Consider the following 21,277-nt stretch of genomic DNA (forward strand, 5'->3'; position numbering starts at 1 on the left):
GCGCGGACGCGGGGAGCTTGCTGGATGCCGGCTGGGCGGGGCCTTTGTTAGTTGAGCTCCGCAGCCGCTTCCCGGAGCAGGCCCACCACGTGCCGGATGCTGGGGCTGGAACGCATGGTCTTGCGGTAGACGATGCCCACTTCGCGCTGCTGCGACGGGTTCCGCACGGGCACGGCCACTACGCCACAGGGGAGCTCCGGCCGGCCTAGCCGCGGGACGAGCGCCACGGCCACACCCTGCTGGACCATGGCGATGTGGGTGGAGAAATCGGGATCGTACATGCGGATGTCCGGCACCTGGCCGAGGCCGGCGAAGATCGCCAGCAGCGCTTCGTTGCAGATGGCGTTGGAGGGCGTGCTGATCCAGGATTCGCCCAGCAGGTCCGAAGCCTCGACGGCGGACCGCCCCGCCAGCGGATGCGCGGAGTTGAGCAGCACGTCCGCGGTGTCCGTGCACAGCTTTTCGTGGATCATGTTCCCCGGGATGAGCAGCGGAACCGAGTTCCAGTTGTGGACCACCCCGAGGTCCGCTTCGCCGGAGGCCACGCGCTGCACCGCCTCGCGTGGATCCTCGGCCAGGACGCGGATGTCCAGCCCGGAGTCGCCGTCGCCCGATACCCGGCCGAGCTTCCCCAGCATCGGTCCCACCAGGCCCCTGCAGGCGGTGGAAAATGCCACGAGACGCAGCACGCCGCTGGGCCTTGCCGGATCGGCCAGGAGCGTGGCCTGCAGTTCCTCCAGTTCGCCGAGGATCCGCCGCCCGTATTCCGCGAGGGCCATGCCGCGGTCCGTGAGCAGCACCCCGCGGCCGTGGCGTTCCAGGACGGCCACCCCGCTTTGCTTCTCGAGCTTCTTGATCTGCTGGGACACCGCGGAAGGGCTGAAGCCCATGATGTCCGCGGCGGCGATCACCGAGCCATGCTGTTCGACCGCGACCAGGGCACGCAGTGCTGCGATCTCAATCATGAAGCAACGGTACATGATTGCATGAAGAATTCAACGCTGGTGCTTCACGGTACGGGAGTGCGACAGTTGGACCGTGAACCTACGCCACTCCGCCCTCGCCGTCCTGGTCGCCGTCCTTTGGGGACTCAACTTCGTCGCCATCGATGTCGGCCTGCACCCTTCCGACGGGCACGGCGGCACCGCCGAGGTCCCGCCGCTGCTGTTCGTCGCGATCCGCTTCGTGCTGGTGGTCTTCCCCTGCATCTTCTTCATCCCCAAACCGGACGTCGGCTGGAAAGCGATCGCCGGCGTCGGGCTCTTCATGAGCGCCGGGCAGTTCGGCCTGCTCTACCTGGGCATGGCGCTGGGCATGCCCGCAGGGCTGGCCTCGCTCGTCCTCCAGGCGCAGGTGCTGCTGACGGTGCTGCTCGCCGCCCGCTTCCTCGGCGAAAGGCCGGGGAAGCGGCAGCTGGCCGGGGTGGTGCTCGGAGTTGCGGGGCTGGCCGTGGTGGCCGTCGGCCGGAGCCTCGTGGCCCCGGTGGTGCCACTAATGATCGTGCTCGCCGCGGCGCTGTCCTGGGCGATCGGGAATGTGATCGCGCGCCAGGCCAAGGCGGCCTCCGGGCTTGGCCTGGTGGTGTGGTCCGGGGCCGTGGTGCCGATTCCGCTCGCGGCGCTGTCCCTGCTGGTCGACGGTCCGGACTCCGTCTTCGGGACGCTCGCGCAGCTGCAGCCCGCCACGATCCTCAGCGCCCTCTACACAGCCGTGTTCGCCTCGCTGCTCGGCTACGGAATCTGGAACCGGCTCCTCGGCCTGTACCCGGGATCGGCAGTGGTGCCGTTCACGCTGCTCGTCCCGGTGGTCGGGATGACGGCAGCCTGGTTGTTCCTCGCAGAGGTCCCGACGCCGGCCGAGCTGGCAGGCGGGTTGATCCTCCTGGCAGGCGTCGCCGTCGCGGTGCTGCAGCGGCGACGGCAGGCATTACCCCTGAAGGTTCCCCAACTGACTCGCAGTTAATGTCGTTTTGAGCGCTCAAAACGACATTAACTGCGAGCTACTTGGGTCAGCGGCGCCGGGCGGAGGAGCTTTGCCGGGACGGATTGGCGGGCGCCTTGGGCTGGGACGCAGCTCCCGACGTCGGCCGCTTCGCAGGAGCCGGCGGCACCTTTGCGGCGGGACGCCGGGCAGTACCCGACGCCGGGCGCCTGGCAGCCGCGGGCGCCGCCTTTCCGGTGGGCCGGCGGGTAGGGCGGGAGGCGGGCTTGCGCCCTGAAGGGCGCGCCGGAGCGGTCCGGCGGGCGGGCCAGATGGCCCCGGCGAAGAGCAGCACGAGGGAAGCGGCGCCGGCGGCGAGGGAGAGGTAGAAGTAGATGTCCGAGTCCTTGCTGCTGACCGCACTGCCCAGGGAGTTCTCGCTCAGGGTGAAGGCCAGGCCCCACATGCGCAGGAAGGCGATGCCGAAGGCAATGAACAGGGTGGAGCCGACGAAAGCCAAGGCCAGGACCAGGTAGCGTCGCCGGGCGAGGACCTGGGTGAGGGACGCCAGGTAGCCCAGGACCACGGCCCCGAAGAACATGAACAGGACCCACTCTTCGAGGGTGATCGCCGCCAGGACCAGCAAGGCCCCGGCCACCACTGCGGAAATGACCGCGAGCTTTCCACTGTTCCCCATACGACGCATGGCATCAATCATCCCTGAGCGGACGCCGTAGCCATTGCTCCCGCCACGCCGCGGCAGATTGCAGTTGCGTACCGTTATCGCAGCACGTAGCCGTGCATGAGGGTCATCACCGCGGCCACACCCTGTTCCTTGCTGCGCTCCGGGTTGTACGTCTGGCGGTCCAGGCCCACCACGAAGATGGCCCCGAACATCGCCGCTTCCAGGCTGCCGCGCGCCACACGGCCGTCCACGGGGTATTTCCGGGCCACGTTTTCCAAGGCCGCCCCGATCACCGCAATCAGTTCGGCACGCAGCTCCGCGAAGAGCTGGCCCCATTCGTTCGGCGTCTTCCAGTTTTCACTGACCCAGAGCCGGGCGAATGAGGGATAGTCGTCCATGAAGTCCATGGCCTGGCCCAGCATGGCCTCCATGGCGTCCAGGGGATCGGCCTCCGGGTCTGCGATGCCCTGCAGGCGCTCGAGCATGATGTCGACGCCGTGGCGCAGCAACTGGGCAATCAGGTCGGACTTGCTGCCGAAGTTGTAGTACACCGTGCCTTTGGACACCCCGGCCGCAGCCGCGATCTCGTCCACCGTGACGCCGGCCGCCCCGCGCTCGCCGATCAGTTCCATCGACGCCTCGAACAGGCGCTGCTTGGTGGCGTTGGTCCGTGCAGGGCGAAGCCGCTTCTGCTGGGTGGCTTTGTCCTCGGTGCTGTCCTCGGTGCTCATACGGCGATCTCCGGCTTGAGGGTCTTCAGGGTCCAGTACTTGTGCTTGCGCACGGCCAGGGTGGACAGTGCCGCGCCCAGCAGAGTGTAGCCGAGGAGCCCGAGCACGGTGGGCAGGATCATCGACAGCTCCCCGCCGTACACCAGGTGCCGCATGCCAGTGACAACGTAGCCCATCGGCATGATCTGGTGCACCACATGCAGCGGTTCCGGGGTGGTCTGCCAGGGGAAAGTGCCGCCGGAGGACACCAGCTGCAGCACCAGCAGGATCAGCACCACGAACTTGCCGGGGGTCCCGAGCAAGGCCACCACACCCTGGATGAGCGCGCTGAACGCCATCGCGGCGGCAAGCATGAACAGCCACATCAGCACCGGATGCACCGGGTTCAACCCCAGGCCGAAGTTCACCACGAGGGTCAGGATGCTGGCCTGCAGCACGGACACCGCGAAAAACGGCAGCCAACCGCCCACGGCGATCTTCCAGGAGGGCGCATTCGAAGCCAGGGCGCGCTGGGTGATGGGCCGCATGGCCTGCACCAGCATGAACACGCCGATCCACAGGGCAAGGGTCAGGAAGAACGGCGCGAGCCCGGCACCGTAGGATCCGGCCTTGGCCTGCGAGACTTTGTTCACGGCCACAGGATCTGCGATCACCTTGGAGACTTCGCTCTTCTGGGAGTCATCCGGGTTCGGGATCTTGCCGGCACCCTTGGCCAGTTCGTTCGCCAGGGTGCGCGAACCGTCCGCGGCGGTGGCGGCGCCGCTCGCGAGCTGGGCCGCGCCGTCGTCGAGCTTCGCGGCACCATCCGCCAGTGCGGAAGCGCCGTTCAGGGCCGTCTGCTGGCCGGCGGCGAGCGTCGCTGCACCGGCGCTGAGCTGATCGGCACCCGCCGAGGCCTTGCCGATCGCCCCGGTCAGGGCGGGGGTTGCGGCGGCGAACTTCGCGGCACCGGCGCTGACCGCTGCCGAGCCGTCCGAGAGCTGCTGGATCTTCGCGGCGTCGGCGGCGATCTTCGCCTTCGCGTCGGCGACCGGCGCGGAGCCCGCCGCGGCGTCGTAGTCGGCCAGGATCTTGTCCGCCTGCTCCTGGTCGATGACCCCTGCCTCCATGAGCCGGGCATTGGCCGCGATCACGCGGTCACGCGCGCCGGCGTCGAACGCTTCCAGCTGCCCGACGACGTCCTGCACCTTCGCGTTCAACTGGGCGTTTCCGGCGGCCACCTGGGCGGCGCCGTCGGCGAGTTTCCTGGTATCCGCGGGGAGGCTGGCGGTCTTGTCCTTGAGTTCGCCGAGGCCTGCGCTGAGCTGGCCGGCCCCGTCATCGAGCTGCTTCGCGCCGTCGCGCAACTTGGTCTGCCCGGCGACGAGTTCGCCCGCGCCGCTGCGGAGCTGGCTGGTGCCGTCGTGGAGGGAGGCTGCCCCGGAACTGAGCTTTCCGACGCCGTCCGCCAGTTTGGCCGCACCGTCCGCAGCCTTGACGATCTGGGCATGGATGGTGCCGAAGCCGGTGAGGAGCTGGTTGGCCGTTTCCTCGCCCACTTCCTTGGCCACGGTGGAATGCACGGCAGTGGTGAGCTTGTCCACGATGGTGCTCAGCAGGTAGTTGTTGGCGTCGTTGGTGGTGACGTTCAGCATGGCCTGGTTGGCGGCGTCGAAGCTGCCCGGCGAGACGAGGTTGGCCGAGAAGTCCTTGGGGATCTTCAGGGCGAAGGCGTATTTGCCGCTCTGCACCCCGGCGTCCGCTTCCTCCGCCGTGGCCACCTGCTGCCAGTTGAAGACGTGGCCTTCCACCAGGGAATCGGCCACCTTGCGGCCGGCCTGCAATTCGGTGCCATCCGAGGACGCGGCGCCGGCGTCCTGCACCACCAGGGCGGCATCGATCTTGTCCAGGTTTCCGTAGGGGTCCCAGTTCGCGTACAGGTACACGGCGCCGTAAAGCAGGGGAACCATGGTCAGCGCCAGGATGGTCAGCTTGGGCAGCAGCCCGCCGGTCATGCGCTTGAGTTCGGAGCGGGCCAGCCGCAGAACAGTCACTTTGCGGTCCTTTGCAGGGTGTCGGTAGTGGAGGGACCCGGATCGTCCGCCGCCGCCGGGGCGGCGGGCTCGTCGTCGGGCTCTTCTTCGGCGGCCGGTTCCTCGGCAGTTTCCGGAATGGCGTTGCCGATCTCGGCGGAGGCGCCGTCCCAGCCGTCCGGGAGGGCGGAAACGACCGCGGCGACGGCGAGCGGCCGCCCGGCGTCGCGCGCCAACTGCTCAAGGCGGGGGAGCCAGTCCGCAGGGTCGGAGCTGTGCCGGTCCGGCGAGTCGAAGGCCAGGAGGTCGACGGCGGGGTCGGCGAGGGCGAGGGCGGTCAGCAGTTCAAGGCGCCGCGCCGGAGGGAGCTGTTCGATCCAGAGTCCGGCGATGTCCTCGAAGCTGTTCACCTTGAGCCAGGGCTTGCTGAGCAGGGCGCCGCGGTATCGGCGCGGGATGAGCGCAAGGTCCTCGGTGACGAGGTCGCGCACGCTCAGGTGCTGTTCGGGCTCGTTGACGCCGGGGGAGTCGAGCAGTGCGCTCGCGGAGCGGATTCTCTTGGTCTTGGCTGCGCCGTCCCAGCTGAGCCGGCCGCTTCCCGGCTTCATCCGGCCGCTGAGTGCGAGGGCGAGGGCGGTGCGCTGTTCCTGCCCGTCGCCGCTGATGAGCAGAAGCTGGCCGCGGCTGACCTCGAGGGAGGTGGGCGGCAGGAGGTCGGCGCGGCGGCCGTTGATCTGGAGTTCCTGTGCGGTGAGCACCGATGGACCTTTCGAGAGCCTGATGTCACCTCCATTCTATTTGAACTGACTAGTCAGTTCAAATAGAGCTCACAGACCGTACTTCTCCAGGAGTCTCAACCACACTTCGCTCAGCGTCGGGAAGGACGGCACCGCATGCCACAGGCGCTCCAATGTCACTTCGCCCACGATCGCGATCGTGGCCCCGTGCAGCAGTTCCGCCACGCCGGGTCCCGCGAAGGTGGCTCCGAGCAGCACGCGCCTGTCCTCGTCGACCACCAGCTGCGCCCACCCGCGGTAGTTCTCCGCGTATAGCTGCGAGCCCGAAACGTTGATGGGCAGCTCCACGGTGCCGGCCCGGATGCCGCGTTCCTGAGCCTGGCCCAGGCTCAGGCCCACGTTGGCCACTTCGGGATCGGTGAAGACAACACTGGGCACCGCGTGCTCGTTCGCCGTGCTGGTGACGTTGCTCCAGGGTCTCGGGGCGCGGTGCAGCTTGCCTTCGGCCCGGGCGACGATTGCGTCGCCGGTTGCCCGCGCGCTGTACTTCCCTTGATGGGTCAGCAACGGGGTGCCCGCGGCGTCGCCCGCGGCGTAGAGCCACAGCCCGCTGGTTCCATCGCTCGCGGCACCTTCCACGAGACCGGTCGAATCGGTGCTGATGCGCAACGCCGGCGGGCCGCCGTCGTCCTCCGCTTCGACGAGCCCGACGCTCTCCAGCCCCAGATTGTCCAGTGCGGGCCTGCGGCCTGTCGCCACCAGGAGCTTGTCAGCGTCCAGGACCTTGCCGTCGTCCAGCGTGACGGAGAACGACTGTTCATTCGTCCGCACGCTGAGAACCGCGGTGCCGGTGTGCAGGGCCACGCCGTCGGCGCGCAGACCGGCCGCAACCAGCTCCGCCGCCTCCTCCGGGAAAGCGCTGAGCAGCCTGCTGCGCGCGACCACCGACACCAGCGATCCCAGCCGGGCAAAAGCCTGCGCGATTTCGACGCCGGCAACGCCGCCTCCCAGCACCACGAAGCGCTCCGGTACTTCGCGGGCCGAGGTGGCGCCGCGCGTCGTCCAGTAGGGGGCCGAGCGGAGGCCGGGAATGTCCGGAATGATGGGGGTCGAGCCGGTGGCGATGACGACGGCGTGCCGCGCCTTGAGCGCGTAGCTGTTGCCGTCCACGCCGTCCACCTGGACCTCGCGAGGCCCGGTGATGCGGGCTACGCCGCGCACCAGCTCGATCCCGGTATCGGTCAACCACTGGACGCCGCCGTCGTCCTGCCACCGGTTCGTGAAGTAGTCCCGGTACTTCAGCACGGGCACCGGGTCCAGGACCTTGGTGACGGAATCTGCAGCGCCGGGTACGGACTGGGCACCATGCAGGGCTGTTCCCGGACGGAGCAGGGCCTTCGACGGAATACAGGCCCAGTAAGAGCATTCCCCGCCGACCAGTTCGGATTCGACGATGGCTGCCGTGAGGCCTCCCCGGACGACGCGGTCGGCGACGTTTTCGCCGGCGGCTCCGGCACCGATCACGATGACGTCGAATTCCCGGGAGCGCTCCTCAGTCATGAGAGAAGCCTACGCCTGTCCTTTCGCCGCGGTATCCGGGGCCAGCAGGCTGTTTCTCGGGCAGAGATGGGACATCCGATATTGTCTTGAGATGGGCGGGGCGGCGCACTAAGCTCGCTTCAACATCGTCACCGGAACGTTCGCGGCAGTCCCTGCGGACCGGCCGGACGGCGTCCGTCTCGGGAGGGGGCACGGGTGGAATCCGGCATGGTTCGGCAGGCGCGGTACAGCGCCCAGACCCGGCTCAGGGCCCTGCAGTCGGACATCATGGACCTGATCCTTGAACGGGAACTTGAAGCCGGCGATCCCCTGCCCACGGAAAGCGAACTCGCGGCGTCCCTCGGGGTGGGGCGCAACACGCTGCGCGAGTCGCTCAAGGTCCTGCAGGCGATGGGCGTGATCGAGATCCGGCACGGCTTCGGGATGTTCGTTGCCCCGAGCAATTTCGACGCCTTCGCGGACGGCCTCGTGTTCCGCAGCCGCTTGTCCCTGCGGCAGGGCGGGGAGGATGCACTCCAGCTGCTTGGCATCCGCGAGGCCTTGGAATCCGGGCTCCTGCCGGCCGCCGTCGCGGCAACCGCGCCCGGGCAGCTCGCCCGGCTGGCTGAGTCCGTTGAGCATATGGAGGAGCTCGCCCAGGCGGGCGGGCACACCGCCGCGGCCGACGCAGAGTTCCACCGCCGCTTGTTCGAACCGCTCGGCAACGATCTGCTGCAGCAACTGCTGGGGGTCTTTTGGAAGGTCTACCGCAGGATCCAGCTGGAGGCAGGCCCCTCACAGGAAGATGCCGCGGCCGTTGCGGCGCTGCACCGGAAGATCTACGACGCCGTTGCCGCGGGGGACGCTGCCGCTGCCGGGGGGTTGCTCGCTTCCCGTTTCGAAGAACTGCGGGAGAGGATCGCCGCTCTGGTGGCCGGCCGCTGAGGCCGGCTCCGGCGCGGTTTGCACGACGTCGGTACGGGGGGCAGCTGTGACGGGCGCCCGCCGTCGTACTACTTCCCGAGCTTGGACAGGATCGCCGCCAGGGCCGCCCGCACGCCCGTGCTCAGAGTCGGCTCGATGACCGGGGCGAAGTACGGCGAATGGTTCATCGGTACAGGCCGGCCGGAGTCGAGCACTTCCCGGCTCATGCCACCGAACATCCAGTACACCGACGGCACGCCGATCGCCTCGGCGAAGGCGCCGAAGTCCTCGCTGCCCATCATCGGCTCCACTACGGCCACGTTTTCCGCCCCCAGCGCTGCGCGGAAGGCCTCGATCAGCTGTTCGGTAGCGGCGGGTTGGTTGTAGTTGCGCGGGAAGGTGTAGAGCTCTGTGATCTCCGGCAGCGGCGCACCGGAGGCATCGGCCTCCGCCAGGATGATCCTGCGGACGGCCGCCAGGACCTGGGCGCGGACCTCCGGCTCCAGGGTTCGGATGTTCAGGGTGAACTCGGCGGTGGCGGGGATGATGTTCTCCTTCAACCCGGCGTGGAAGGTGCCTACTGTCACCACCGCTGCCTTCAGCGGGTGGACCTCCCGGGACACGATCGTCTGGAGCCGGAGCACCATCTGGGCGCCGAGGACGATCGGGTCGATGGCCACCTGGGGCTGTGAACCATGGGACTGCCGTCCGAACACCGTGACCTTCAAGGAGTCGGCCATCGCCATGGCGTTGCCGATGCTGATGTTGATGGTCCCGGCTTCGTTTCCCATGACGTGCTGGCCGTAGATGATTTCCGGGCGCGGTGCCTTGTCCCAGATTCCGTCCTCGATCATGGCCTGCGCCCCGGCGGCGGTTTCTTCGCCCGGCTGGAAGATGAAGACGACGGTGCCGCTCCAGGACTCCGTGGCACCGGCCAGCAGTTCGGCCGCCGTCAGCAGCGTGGTGACGTGGGTGTCGTGGCCGCAGCCGTGCATTACCGGCACCCCGGTTCCGTCGGCCAGTATTCCGCGCGCCGTGCTGGCGTAGTCGAGGCCCGTGTCTTCAAGGATCGGCAAACCGTCGGTGTCCGCCCGGAATCCGATCACCGGTCCGTCGCCGTTGCGCAGCACGCCTACGACGCCTGTGCTGCCGCAAGCGAAGTTGCCGATGCCCAGGGCGTCGAGCCGCTCGGCGATGAAGCGCGCCGTAGCGTGCTCCTGCATGGAGAGTTCGGGATTGGCGTGCAGATGCTTGTACATGGAGTGCATCCGGCCGCGGAGCTCCTCGCTGAGCTCTCCGCGGAGTGCGGCAGAGGGTGCGCCATCGGGCTGGATGCCGGACTGGTTGTCGGGCTGGATGCCGGACTGGTTGTCGTACTGGGGGAGTGCCTCGGTCATGGCCAGGTCTCGTTTCTGTCGGCGTTGATGCGCGGTGCCGCGCTGCGGCTGCCGGCTTCCACCGTATTGAGGGGCCGCCGCACCTGCCGGAAGTCCGGGCCGCCGTCGAACTCTATGACGAAAAAAGACAACGAAAAAGGCCCGTACCGCCGAAGCGGTACGGGCCTTGTCTGTGCGCCCAAAGGGATTCGAACCCCTGACCTTCTGTTCCGTAGACAGACGCTCTATCCAGCTGAGCTATGGGCGCATTCTGTGCTTTCACACCGTGGTTCGTGGGCTTCGCTTTTTCGCTCGCCCCCCGAACCTCAATAAACTTTACGCGAGATCCGCCTAACCGCCAAATCGACGGCATGTAATCTGGGCAACTATACCGGTCTATGTGACCTTGCTCACTAAAATCGCCGGTTTTTGGGTCGCAAGCGTTGATTTTCCGGGGGTTTGCTCCGAAAGGCCCATGAGATCCCACGTCCTAGGCCTAAATGGTCTACTCCGCGAGACCTAGCATTTAGGACACACCACCGACCCCGACGAAGGGAACTGCAATGGGCGACCTGGCGCGACTGCCGCTGCTTGAGAAGGCACCCACCACGCACGCACGCCTGCTGGCCTGGGTTGAGGAAGTAGCTGAACTTACCCAGCCTGACCGCATCCACTGGGTGGACGGCAGCGAGGGCGAATACAAGGCCCTGACTGAGGAACTCGTCGCTGCCGGCACGCTGAAGCCGCTGAACCCGGAGACCTTCCCGAATTCCTTCGCGGCGTTCTCCGATCCGGCAGACGTTGCCCGCGTCGAAGAGCAGACCTTCATCTGCTCCGAGAACGAGCGCGACGCAGGCTTCACCAACAACTGGATGGCCCCGGCCGAGATGAAGCAGAAGCTGCGCGGACTGTTCGCCGGCTCCATGCGCGGGCGCACCATGTACGTGATCCCCTTCGTCATGGGTCACCTGGATGCCGAGGATCCCAAGTTCGGCGTCGAGATCACCGACTCCGCCTACGTGGTGGCTTCCATGCGCATCATGGCCCGCATCGGCACCGACGTGCTTAATCGCATCACCGAGACTGACGCTTTCTTCGTGCCGGCCCTGCACTCCCTGGGTGCGCCGCTGGAGGCCGGCCAGGCCGACGTTTCGTGGCCGTGCAACCCGGAGAAGTGGATCGTGCACTTCCCCGAAGAGCGGTCCATCTGGTCCTTCGGTTCCGGTTACGGCGGCAACGCCCTCCTGGGCAAGAAGTGCTACGCCCTGCGTATCGCTTCGGTCATGGCCCGTGACGAGGGCTGGCTGGCCGAGCACATGCTCATCCTCAAGCTCACCTCGCCGGAGCAGAAGACCTACTACGTCTCTGCTGCGTTTCCCTCCGCTTGCGGCAAGACCAACCTCGCGTTGCTTGATCCCACGATCAAGGGCTGGAAGGTCGAGACCCTCGGCGACGACATCACCTGGATGCGCTTCGGCAAGGAAGGCGAGCTCCGTGCCGTCAACCCCGAAGCAGGCTTGTTCGGGGTTGCTCCGGGCACCGGTTGGGGGACCAATCCGAACGCCATGCGCGCCATCGCCAAGGGCAACAGCATCTTCACCAACGTGGCGCTGACCGACGACGGCGGCGTGTGGTGGGAAGGCATGACGGAGGAAACTCCGGCGCACCTGACCGACTGGCAGGGCAACTCCTGGACGCCCGAGTCCGGAACCCCGGCGGCCCACCCGAACTCCCGCTTCTGCACGCCGATCGACCAGATCGACATGCTGGCCGAGGAGTACTTCAGCCCAGAAGGCGTCGAGCTGTCCGCCATCCTCTTCGGCGGACGCCGCAAGACCACTATCCCGCTGGTTACCGAGGCCCGCGACTGGTCCAACGGCATCTTCATGGGCTCCACGCTGTCCTCCGAAACCACGGCTGCCGCAGCCGGCGCCGTCGGTGTCGTCCGCCGCGACCCCATGGCCATGCTGCCGTTCATTGGCTACGACGCAGGCGACTACCTGAACCACTGGGTGAACCTGTCCGCCAAGGCCAACCCGGAGCGCCTGCCGAAGATCTTCCTGGTGAACTGGTTCCGCCGTACGGCCGAGGGCGGCTTCGCCTGGCCCGGCTTCGGAGACAACGCCCGTGTGCTCAAGTGGGCCATCGAGCGCCTGGAAGGCAAGGCCGACGCCGTCGAGACCCCCATCGGTTTCGTTCCCACCGGTGCGTCCATCGACCTGGAAGGCCTGGACATGACCCCGGCTGAGGTCGAAGCGGCCGTCCGCGTGGACCCGGCCGAATGGGAAACCGAGCTGGCCTCCATCGAGGAATGGTTCGCGAAGTTCGGCGAGTCCCTCCCCGCGGCCCTGCAGGCCGAGCTGGACGGACTGAAGAGCCGACTGGCCTAGACCTCTTAAGGACAACGGCGTCCTTAAGACGACGGCGGCCCGTCACCTTCTATTGGGAAGGTGACGGGCCGCCGTCGTGTTTTGGGTTTGTTCCCGCCGTTAGTTGGCGGGCCAGACGTCCGGTCCGAACACTTCGTAGTGGATCCGCGTGGCCGGGATGCCGGCGTCGATGGCTTCATCGCGGATCTTCTTCATGAAGGGAAGCGGCCCGCATAGGTAAAGGGACGCGTCGGCCGGCAGGTCCACCTCCCGCAGGGACATGAACCCTTCCTTCGTTCCGGGCTGGGGAGCCTCGAGCCAGAGCTGCAACTCGGCGTCGTCGATCCTCTCGACGTCCGCAGTCATCTGGTCCCGCAGTGCCCAGCTCTCCATGGAGTTCTCGGCGTGGAGGACCAGTATCTGGCGCCCGGTCGCAGTATCGGCCAGGGACCGCAGGATCGAGGCGATCGGCGTGCAGCCGATGCCGGCGGATGCCAGGACGAGGGGACCGTCCCCCTCCTTCAGCGTGATCTCGCCATAGGGGTTTGAAATCTGGAGGATGTCGCCGGCCTCGACGCCGTTGTGCAGCGCTGTGGAAACCTCGCCGCCGTCGTTGAGCTTGGTGGTGAAGGTCCGGCTGGTGCCGGCGTCCGCCGAGAGCGAGTACTGGCGGACCTGGTGCAGGCCGTCCGGCAGTTGGACCTTGACGCTGATGTACTGGCCGGCAAATGCAGGCGTGACGGGGGTTTCGTCCGCCGGCTCAAGGATGAAGGTCAGGGCGTCCGTCCCGGCCGGGGTAGTGGCAGCCACGCGCCAGGGCATCCACATCCGGTTATTGGCCTGGGCCGCATAGAGGCCTTTTTCGATCTTGATGAGTGCGTCCGCCATGAGCCAGTAGACCTCGGTCCAGGCTTCTGCGATTTCCGGGGTGATGACATCGGCCAGGTCCGCGGCGATGGCTGCGAAAAGGTGCTCATAGACCACGCCGTACTGTTCCTCCCGGATTCCCAAGGAAGCGTGCTTGTGGGCAATCCGTGACAGTACGGCTTCGGGAAGGGTGCCCGGGTTGTTGATCAGATGCGTGGCGAAGGCCGCAATGCTTCCGGCGAGAGCCTGCTGCTGTTCGCCGGAGCGCTGGTTGGAGCGGCTGAAGAGTCCATCCAGCAATTCCGGATGTGCCGCGAAAAGGCGCTTGTAGAAGTCGGCGGTGATCTCTCCGATCCTCGATCCGACGAGGGGAAGAGTGGCTTCGATGACAGGACGCGACTTTTCGGAAAGCATTGATTCTCCTGCGGGTTAGGCGGGCGGTTCGCCCGGGCGATCAATACACGCATTTCAAATACGAGTATTTATGGATCAATTTCTACTCTTCGTAGAAAAGATGTGCAAATCGGCGTCTGGGGCTGCAGCGGGAGCCCGCACAGGCGGAGCTCAGCCGCGCAGGCGGCGCTCAGATGCGGGCAGCCGTCGCGCTCAGCGCCGGGCTGCCGGCTCCTGGAAGTCCGGCCGCAGCCCGATCGTGTGGAAAACGGGTTCCATCTGGCGGGCATGGGGGAGGGAAGAAATCACGACGGAATCGAGTTCGCGGTAGAAGGCCTCGCGGGCGCGCCCCATGGCGCGCCGGAGGCTGCATTCGGTGATGAGCGGGCAGTCGCCGTTGGGCGACTGGCATTCGGCCGGATCCTGCCTGCTGTCGAGCTGGCGCAGGAGTTGGCCAACCGTCGCGCGGCGGCCGGCAGTTGTCAGCTGTGATCCACCGTTCCTGCCCCGTTCGACGGCGATCAGCCCCAGCTCGCGCAGCCTCGCCAATGCCTTGCTGACGTGGTTGTAGGGAGTTCCCACGGCGTCCGCCACCGCCTGGGTGGTCAGCAGGGCGCCCCCCGGAGCCGCCGCCAGCACCATGACGGCGCGCAGGCTCACATCGGCGAACGCGTTGATTTTCATGCCTTCAGCTTAAGCAGCGCTTGGCGTTGATGCAGAAACGGGTCTCCGGAAACCGGTCCCGCCGGGCTGCCCTGGCCGGATTTCGGCCCGGATTCCGGCCGCTATTGCGAGGGCGGGCAAGCTAGCCCGTCCAGACCGCCGCGTCGTGGCCGTCTGCCTCCAGCGGGCGGAAGCTGAAGCCTTCAGCCGTGACGTCATAGGGCACGACGGCGGCCATCAGGCCGCCGCTGCGGTGCTCGGCAGCGGCGTGGATGCCGTCCGTGCCGTGCTCGGGAAGGGTGACGTCGCTTGCGAACGCCACAGCCCGGTACCCCTCGCGGCCCTGGCGCAGGAGTTCGATGACGTCGGTGAGCATCGTCTCGGCGTCGATGTTCCCGTCGGCATCCAGCTCACCCGGTGAGATCATCACGAGGCGCAGTTCGTCGTCGTCGGCGAGGGTGACGCCGAAAGGCAGGAAACCGCCGTTCTGCTCCATGTGCTCTTGGGCTGTGCCGAGGGCGGCGCCCAGGACTTCGCGCAGTTCGCGCGAGATGGTTTCCTGGGCGTCCTCCGTTTCCTGGGCATCCGGCTGAACGGCGTCGGGGGAGATGTCTTCAGGCATGGCGTTGCTTCCCTGCTAGCCGCGGACGATGGCCAGAACGCGGTCGCGGACCGCGCTCATGGTTTCGGCGTCTTTGGCCTCGGCGTTCAGGCGCAGGAAGGGCTCAGTGTTGGAAGGACGCAGGTTGAACCACCAGCTGCCGTCCTTCGCGCTGAAGGTGCTGCCGTCCATGTGGTCGATGTCGATGTCTTCACCCTCGAAGTCGGCACGGACGCGCTCGATCGCGGCTGCCTTGTCTTCGATTTCGGAGTTGATCTCACCGGAGGAAACGTAGGGCTCGTACTGGCGGCCGAGTTCGGACAGCGGTCCGTCCTGCTCGCCCAGGGCGGCCAGGACATGCATGGCAGCGAGCATGCCGGTGTCGGCGTTCCAGAAATCACGGAAGTAGAAGTGCGCGGAGTGTTCGCCGCCGAACACAGCGCCTTCCTCGGCCATGACCGCCTTGATGAAGGAGTGGCCAACGCGGGTGCGCACCGGACGGCCGCCGTCTTCCTCGATCAGCTCCGGAACGGCCTTGGAAGTCAGCAGGTTGTGGATGATGACCGGGACTTCCTCGCCGCCGGCCTTTGCCCGCGCGATTTCGCGGCGCGCCACCATTCCGGTGATGGCCGACGGCGAGACGGGCTCGCCCTTTTCGTCCACCACGAAGCAGCGGTCGGCGTCGCCGTCGAACGCCAAGCCGATGTCCGCGCCGTGCTTGACGACGGCGGCCTGCAGGTCGCGGAGGTTTTCCGGCTCGAGCGGGTTGGCCGGGTGGTTCGGGAAGGAGCCGTCCAGCTCGAAGTACAGCGGAACGATTTCGAACGGCAGGGCCGGGAGCAGGGCGTCGCCGAGGACGGCAGGGGTGGTCAGGCCCGCCATGCCGTTGCCGGCGTCGACGACCACCTTCAGCGGACGGGATCCGCTGAGGTCCACCAGCCTGCGCAGGTAGGCGGAGTAGTCCTTCAGGACATCGCGGACGGCAATGGTTCCCTGCGTCTCCGCCTCGGGAATTTTGCCTTCGTTCAGGTACTGCTCGGCGAGGGCCTGGATCTCCTTCAAGCCGGTTTCCGAGGAGATCGGCTGGGCGCCGGCCTTCGCCATCTTGATGCCGTTGTACTGGGCCGGGTTGTGGCTTGCGGTGAACGTGGCCCCGGCTGCGTTCAGCGCGCCGCAGGCGTAGTAGAGCTCATCGGTGGAGATCAGGTCCAGGAGCTGGACATCGGCACCGCGGCGGGATGCGCCGTCGGCGAATGCCTTGATGAACTCGGGCGAGGACGGCCGCATGTCCCCACCGACCAGGACGGTCTCGCCGGCAAGGCCAAGGGTGTCGACAAAAGCGGCGCCGACGGCTTTCACGATTTCCGCGCTGATGGTCTCGCCGACGATGCCCCGGACGTCGTAGGCCTTGAAGGAAGCCGAGAGGTCGAAAGTGTTGTTCTGCTCGCTAGTCACGCGCTCAATCCTACTGTGGCGGCGGTGCCGGGCGCCCACACGGACCCCGTATGTGGACAGACTTCACAACTTTCGCCGTTGTCCACATAGCGAAGGTCCCGGGTACTTGCTGTCGGACCCGGCTGGAATACTGAAACCATGTCCCAGGAGCCAAACACCGCAGAAATCACCAGCACCCGCCAGGAAGCCCTGCAGGTCCTCCGGGAGCTTGTCGGCAACCCGGAAGCAGGATTCCACGACGGCCAGTACGAGGCCATCGAGGCGCTCGTCGACGCCGGCCGCCGGGCTCTGGTGGTGCAGCGCACCGGCTGGGGAAAATCGGCCGTCTACTTCGTGTCCTCCCTGCTGCTGCGGCGGCGGGGGAGCGGGCCCACCCTCATCGTGTCGCCCCTGTTGGCGCTGATGCGGGACCAAGTGGCGGCGGCGGCCCGCGCCGGTGTCCGGGCGGTGGCGATCAACTCGGCCAACCAGCTGGATTGGGACACCGTGCACGCGCAGCTCGCGGCCGATGAAGTCGACGTGCTGCTGGTCTCGCCCGAACGCCTCACCAACCCCACGTTCCGGGAGAACCAGCTGCCGGAACTGATCCGCAGCACGGGTCTTCTGGTGATCGATGAAGCACACTGCATCTCCGACTGGGGGCATGACTTCCGGCCCGACTACCGGCGCATCGCGGACCTGATCGACCGCCTGCCGGGCACCGTCCCGGTCCTTGCGACCACGGCCACGGCAAACTCGCGCGTGGTCCACGACATCGAGGAACAGCTTGGCGCCGGGGTGCTCACCATCCGCGGTTCCCTAGGGCGGGAATCGTTGCGGCTCGGCGTACTGAACCTGGCCAATTCACGGGACCGGCTCGGTTGGTTGCTGACGCACCTGTCGGACATGCCCGGCAGCGGCATCATCTACGCCCTGACCGTCTCCGCCGCCGAGGATACCGCAAGGCTCCTGGCGGAGGCCGGCCATGAGGTCCTCGCCTACACCGGGCGCACGGACCCTGCGGACAGGGAGCGGGCGGAACAGCGCCTCAAGGACAACCAAGTCAAGGCGCTCGTTGCCACTTCGGCGCTCGGCATGGGCTTCGACAAGCCGGACCTCGGCTTCGTGATCCACCTCGGTGCACCGTCCTCCCCGGTGGCGTACTACCAGCAGGTTGGCCGAGCCGGCCGTGGTGCCGCGAACGCGGACGTCCTGCTGCTTCCAGGCCAGGAGGACCGGGATATCTGGCAGTACTTTGCCACCGCCTCCATGCCTTCCGAGGAAAAGGCTGCGGCCGTGCTTCAGGTGCTGGGGGAGGCCGGGACCGCGCTGTCCACGGTTGCCCTCGAGGCCCGTGTCGATCTGCGCCGCACACCCCTGGAGCTCCTGTTGAAGGTCCTTTCCGTGGACGGGGCAGTGGAACGGGTCGGCGGCGGTTGGCGGGCCACCGGGCAACCGTGGTTCTACGATGCCGAACGCTACGCCCGGATTGCCGAGGCCAGGGTCGATGAACAGGACTCGATGATCATCTACGAGGACACTGCAGGCTGCCGGATGGAGTACATCACCGCCGTCCTGGACGACGATTCGGCGCGCCCGTGCGGCCGCTGCGACAACTGTGCGGGGCGCTGGTTCCCGTCGGACATCGCGGCAGAAGCGGCCGACGCCGCGGGCCGGACGCTCAGCCGCGCAGGCGTTGCCGTTGAAGCGCGCCTGCAGTGGCCCAGTGGCATGGACCGCCTGGGCGTGGCCGTGAAGGGCAGGATCAAGGCGGGGGAAACCGTCGCGGAAGGCCGAGCCTTGGCCCGCCTGAGCGACCTTGGCTGGGGAGGTGCCCTGCGGGAACTGTTCGCGGCGGGGGCCGCGGACCGCGGGGTGGATCCGGCCATGCTGCAGGCCTGCGTCCAGGTGCTGAAGGAATGGGCCACAGGGAGCGCTGGCCAAGGCAGCTGGAGTGGCCAGGAGCGTCCGGCCGCCGTCGTCAGCCTGCCTTCGCGCAGCAAGCCGTTGCTCGTGGACTCCCTGGCCCGGGGAATCGCCGGCATAGGACGGATGCCCTACCTCGGTTCCCTGCAGCTTCAGCACGGCGGACCCACCGGCGGCCGGGGAGGCAACAGCGCCTACCGCCTGGCCGGAGTCTGGGACCGCCTGGTGGTAGGCCCGGAGCTCGCGGAGGCACTTGCCCCGCTGGCCGGACGAAGCGTCCTGCTGGTTGACGACCTGGTGGACAGCCGGTGGAGTGTGACGGTTGCCGGCCGTGCCCTCCGGCAGGCCGGGGCAGGAGCGGTGCTGCCGCTCGTCCTCGCCCAAGCGGGCTGACGGGGCGCGGGCGGGCTGACGGGGCGCGCTAGACAAGACCCCCGGGTACGCAAAAGGCCCCGGTCCAGGACCGGGGCCAAACGCGGAGACGGGGGGATTTGAACCCCCGGTCGAGTTTAACCCCGACCCTTCATTAGCAGTGAAGTCCATTCGGCCGCTCTGGCACGTCTCCAATTGCTATTGCTAGCCCACCAAGGATACGCAGAACACGGCGTACAGCGCAAAACGGCCGGTTCCTGCGGCTACGGCGCCCGGAGACCGTCGCCGGACGGTCTCCGGCACCTTAGCCGCGGACGCCGTTCACGCTGCTTTCGGCGGTACCTGCTGTGAGGGCGCGCCACAGGAACTGCTGGCTTCGGGCCTGCAGTGCCGCGGCCTGCCGGTTGTCCGAAGCTCCTGCGTGGCCGCCCTCCAGGGTTTCGTGGAACCAGACATTCGGGATGCCCATCGCCTGCATCCGTGCAGCCATCTTGCGGGCCTGGACCGGGCCGACGCGGTCGTCGGAGGTGGAGGTCCAGATGAACGTCTCGGGGTAGTCCACGCCGTCGTGCAGCAGATGGTACGGGGAGAAGGTCCGGATGAACTCCCACTGCTCCGGGATGTCCGGGTCTCCGTACTCGGCGATCCACGAGTATCCGGCGGAAAGCTTGGTGTAACGGCGCATGTCCAGCAGGGGCACACCGCAGGAAACCGCAGCAAAAAGTTCCGGGTACCGGGTCAGCATGTTACCCACCAGCAGCCCGCCGTTGGAGCCTCCCGCGCAGCCCAGCCGTTCATGGCTGGTCACCCCACGTGAAATCAGGTCCTGCGCCACGGCCGCGAAGTCCTCGTAGGCGCGGTGCCGCTTTTCCTGCAGGGCCGCCCGGTGCCAGGCCGGGCCGTACTCCCCGCCGCCGCGGATGTTCGCCACCACGTACACGCCGCCCCGGGCTTTGCCCGCGACGGCCCCACTGCGCCGCTCCAGCCAGGACCGGCCGATCGCCCCGCTGTAAGCCGGTGTACGGGAAACCTCGAAGCCGCCGTAACCGGACAGCTGGGTGGGATTGCCGCCGTCGAGCACCAAATCCCTGGACGCAATCTGGAAGTATGGCACTCTGGTGCCGTCCGCGGACACCGCGAAATGCTGTTGCACTTCGTAGTCGCCGTCGTTGAAGAACGACGGCGAAGACTTCACGACCGCGTGCGTGCTGGCGACGGCGATGCCCTCCGCAGCCGTGAGGGTGCCGCGCATCAGGGTCGTGGGAGTGGTGAAACCGGTGGCCACGAGCCAGAAGTCGTTGCCTGCGCCTTCGCTTTCGTCTTCGTCATCCACCGCGTAGGCGTTGACATCGTGCAGCGGCGGGCAAGCATCCAGCGGCGCCATGGCCCAACCTCCGGCTGCCACCGTGCCGTCGAAGCCGTCGCCGGCGCCTTCGAAGGCGCCGGGTTCGCCGGCCGTGTGCCGGCCCGTCGCGGGCGGACGAGAGGGGTCGAGCACCAGGATCTGCGAGGAGACGTCGCTGAGCAGGTTCAGGACCAGGAAGTCCCGGGTCCAGCTCCAGGATTGCAGGGAGGTGCGCTCGTCCGGGGTGAACAGCACGGTGAAATCCCTGGCGCCATCCAGGTAGTCCTCCAGATCCGCGGCGAGCAGGCAACCGGCCGGGAAGACCGTGTCCGCGGGCAATCCGCCGTCCACCGAAGCGCCGGCAACGGCCCAGTCCTGGCGGGGACGGAACAGCAGCCACTGGCGGTGGGTGCTGATGTTGACGTCGGTGGGAACCTCGATTTCCAGCCACCCGCCGTCGCGCTGCAGGTAGGTGCGCTGGTTGAAGAAGTCGATCCAGTCCACCGCGAAGGTGCGCTCGAAACCCGGGGTGGAGTCGTGGGCCACGAGGGCCATCATGTGTTCTTCCGGGATCTCGAAGAGCCGTTCGGCCTGGTCCAGGCTCTGGCCTCGGGACAGCTTCACGCCCGTGCGGGCGTAGGAGGAACTGGTCTTGGGCAGCTCGCCGGCCGTGCTTGCCACCAGCAGGGTGTCGGCATCGAGCCAGCTGATGTTGCCCTTGGCCACCGGAAGGTCGAAGCCGCCCTCGGCGGGGTCCACGAAACGGCGCTGCTCGACGTCGAACTCGCGGTAGCGGTTGGCGTCCCCGCCGTCGGGCGAGAGCGACACCATGGCGAGCTTGTAGGGCTGGCCCTCGGCGGGGCGCAGGAACGAAGCCCCGTGGAAGACCCACTCTTCGTCTTCCGCGGCCGCAAGCGCGTCAATGTCCAGCAACACGTCCCATTCGGGGTCGTCGCTAAGGTAGCTTTCCCAGGTGGTGCGCCGCCACAGGCCCTTGGGATTCAGCTTGTCGCGCCAGAAGTTGTAATAGTGCCCGCCGCGCTTGGTCACCATGGCGATCCGGTCCGTGGAATCCAGCACCTCCAGGATCCCGGCCTCCAGGGTGGCAAAGTCCTCGTCTTCGAGCAGTTCCTCGGTACGGGCGTTCTGTTCCCGGACCCAGGCCAGCTGATCCTCGCCGTGGATCTCCTCAAGCCAGATGTTCTCGTCAACAGGCTCCGGGGCAATGGTCCTGGCGGCCCCCGCGTCCTTGTCCGGCTCCGTGCCCTCGTTCGACCCGGTTTCAGGGCTTTGCCCAGCTGTTGTGGTGGTCATGGCCCCATCCTAGGGTGCCCTGCTGACGGGGAAGCAAGCCACGGTGAAAGTAAGCTTGGGCGGTGGGCA

16 protein-coding genes and 2 tRNA genes are annotated in these 21,277 nt (G+C 67.3%); 4 read left to right on the forward strand and 14 right to left on the reverse strand.

Annotation, left to right across the window (positions count from 1 at the left end; translation table 11 throughout):
• Window positions 1-47: 47 nt before the first annotated feature.
• Window positions 48-965 (reverse strand): LysR family transcriptional regulator, encoded by a 918-nt coding sequence (locus tag ACN9M4_RS03440; protein ID WP_426302179.1) that lies wholly within the window; start codon window positions 963-965, stop codon window positions 48-50.
• Between the two features lie 73 nt (window positions 966-1,038).
• Between ACN9M4_RS03440 and ACN9M4_RS03445 the strand changes: the two genes are divergently transcribed.
• Window positions 1,039-1,962 carry an EamA family transporter gene (locus tag ACN9M4_RS03445; RefSeq protein WP_426302180.1) on the forward strand — a complete coding sequence of 308 codons (924 nt, stop codon included), beginning with the start codon at window positions 1,039-1,041 and terminating at the stop codon, window positions 1,960-1,962.
• Between the two features lie 46 nt (window positions 1,963-2,008).
• Here ACN9M4_RS03445 and ACN9M4_RS03450 read toward each other — a convergent pair whose 3' ends face one another.
• From ACN9M4_RS03450 to ACN9M4_RS03470, 5 genes are all read right to left on the reverse strand, one after another.
• Complete coding sequence (locus ACN9M4_RS03450) at window positions 2,009-2,617, reverse strand: hypothetical protein (protein WP_426302181.1); 609 nt, start codon at window positions 2,615-2,617, stop codon at window positions 2,009-2,011.
• 83 nt (window positions 2,618-2,700) lie between these two features.
• Entirely contained in the window at window positions 2,701-3,336 is a 636-nt protein-coding gene (locus tag ACN9M4_RS03455) for a TetR/AcrR family transcriptional regulator (RefSeq protein ID WP_426302182.1), read from the reverse strand.
• Window positions 3,333-5,369 (reverse strand): YhgE/Pip family protein, encoded by a 2,037-nt coding sequence (locus ACN9M4_RS03460; RefSeq protein WP_426302183.1) that lies wholly within the window; start codon window positions 5,367-5,369, stop codon window positions 3,333-3,335. The genes ACN9M4_RS03455 and ACN9M4_RS03460 overlap by 4 nt, the downstream gene beginning before the upstream one ends.
• Window positions 5,366-6,106, reverse strand: coding sequence for an ABC transporter ATP-binding protein (locus ACN9M4_RS03465; protein WP_426302184.1), 741 nt, complete (start codon window positions 6,104-6,106; stop codon window positions 5,366-5,368). Before ACN9M4_RS03465 ends, ACN9M4_RS03460 begins: the two co-directional genes overlap by 4 nt.
• Window positions 6,107-6,175: 69 nt before the next feature.
• Entirely contained in the window at window positions 6,176-7,645 is a 1,470-nt protein-coding gene (locus ACN9M4_RS03470) for a dihydrolipoyl dehydrogenase family protein (protein ID WP_426302185.1), read from the reverse strand.
• 207 nt (window positions 7,646-7,852) lie between these two features.
• On the opposite strand from ACN9M4_RS03470, the gene ACN9M4_RS03475 reads away from it, so the two are divergent.
• On the forward strand, window positions 7,853-8,569 hold the full coding sequence (locus ACN9M4_RS03475; RefSeq protein WP_426302186.1) for a FadR/GntR family transcriptional regulator: 717 nt from the start codon (window positions 7,853-7,855) through the stop codon (window positions 8,567-8,569).
• A 68-nt stretch (window positions 8,570-8,637) separates the two neighbouring features.
• Here the strand turns inward: ACN9M4_RS03475 and ACN9M4_RS03480 are convergent, their stop codons facing one another.
• Together ACN9M4_RS03480 and ACN9M4_RS03485 are read right to left on the reverse strand one after the other, a co-directional pair.
• The gene (locus ACN9M4_RS03480; protein WP_426303374.1) at window positions 8,638-9,816 is read right to left on the reverse strand and encodes an amidohydrolase; all 1,179 of its coding nucleotides are present in this window, start codon (window positions 9,814-9,816) and stop codon (window positions 8,638-8,640) included.
• 302 nt (window positions 9,817-10,118) lie between these two features.
• Window positions 10,119-10,192: transfer RNA gene (locus ACN9M4_RS03485), tRNA-Arg, on the reverse strand.
• A 295-nt stretch (window positions 10,193-10,487) separates the two neighbouring features.
• Between ACN9M4_RS03485 and ACN9M4_RS03490 the strand changes: the two genes are divergently transcribed.
• The gene (locus ACN9M4_RS03490) at window positions 10,488-12,314 is read left to right on the forward strand and encodes a phosphoenolpyruvate carboxykinase (GTP) (RefSeq protein WP_426302187.1); all 1,827 of its coding nucleotides are present in this window, start codon (window positions 10,488-10,490) and stop codon (window positions 12,312-12,314) included.
• A 99-nt stretch (window positions 12,315-12,413) separates the two neighbouring features.
• Here ACN9M4_RS03490 and ACN9M4_RS03495 read toward each other — a convergent pair whose 3' ends face one another.
• From ACN9M4_RS03495 to ACN9M4_RS03510, 4 genes are all read right to left on the reverse strand, one after another.
• Window positions 12,414-13,574: a globin domain-containing protein gene (locus ACN9M4_RS03495; protein WP_426302188.1), complete on the reverse strand. Its 1,161-nt coding sequence runs from the start codon at window positions 13,572-13,574 to the stop codon at window positions 12,414-12,416.
• A 192-nt stretch (window positions 13,575-13,766) separates the two neighbouring features.
• Window positions 13,767-14,237, reverse strand: a complete 471-nt coding sequence (locus tag ACN9M4_RS03500) for an RrF2 family transcriptional regulator (protein WP_426302189.1) — start codon at window positions 14,235-14,237, stop codon at window positions 13,767-13,769.
• A 121-nt stretch (window positions 14,238-14,358) separates the two neighbouring features.
• A complete protein-coding gene (locus ACN9M4_RS03505; protein ID WP_426302190.1) occupies window positions 14,359-14,838 on the reverse strand; it encodes a hypothetical protein in 480 nt (159 codons plus the stop codon).
• A gap of 15 nt (window positions 14,839-14,853) precedes the next feature.
• Window positions 14,854-16,272 carry a phosphomannomutase/phosphoglucomutase gene (locus tag ACN9M4_RS03510; RefSeq protein ID WP_426302191.1) on the reverse strand — a complete coding sequence of 473 codons (1,419 nt, stop codon included), beginning with the start codon at window positions 16,270-16,272 and terminating at the stop codon, window positions 14,854-14,856.
• A gap of 138 nt (window positions 16,273-16,410) precedes the next feature.
• Here ACN9M4_RS03510 and ACN9M4_RS03515 point away from each other — a divergent pair, with 138 nt between their 5' ends.
• The gene (locus ACN9M4_RS03515) at window positions 16,411-18,570 is read left to right on the forward strand and encodes a RecQ family ATP-dependent DNA helicase (protein ID WP_426302192.1); all 2,160 of its coding nucleotides are present in this window, start codon (window positions 16,411-16,413) and stop codon (window positions 18,568-18,570) included.
• Window positions 18,571-18,653: 83 nt separating this feature from the next.
• On the opposite strand, the gene ACN9M4_RS03520 is transcribed toward ACN9M4_RS03515, so the two are convergent.
• Both ACN9M4_RS03520 and ACN9M4_RS03525 read right to left on the reverse strand, forming a co-directional pair.
• A tRNA-Ser gene (locus tag ACN9M4_RS03520) sits at window positions 18,654-18,742 on the reverse strand.
• A gap of 111 nt (window positions 18,743-18,853) precedes the next feature.
• The gene (locus ACN9M4_RS03525; protein ID WP_426302193.1) at window positions 18,854-21,208 is read right to left on the reverse strand and encodes a prolyl oligopeptidase family serine peptidase; all 2,355 of its coding nucleotides are present in this window, start codon (window positions 21,206-21,208) and stop codon (window positions 18,854-18,856) included.
• Window positions 21,209-21,277 lie beyond the last annotated feature (69 nt).

This window comes from Arthrobacter sp. R-11, from assembly GCF_049913155.1.
Classification (GTDB): Bacteria; Actinomycetota; Actinomycetes; order Actinomycetales; family Micrococcaceae; genus Arthrobacter.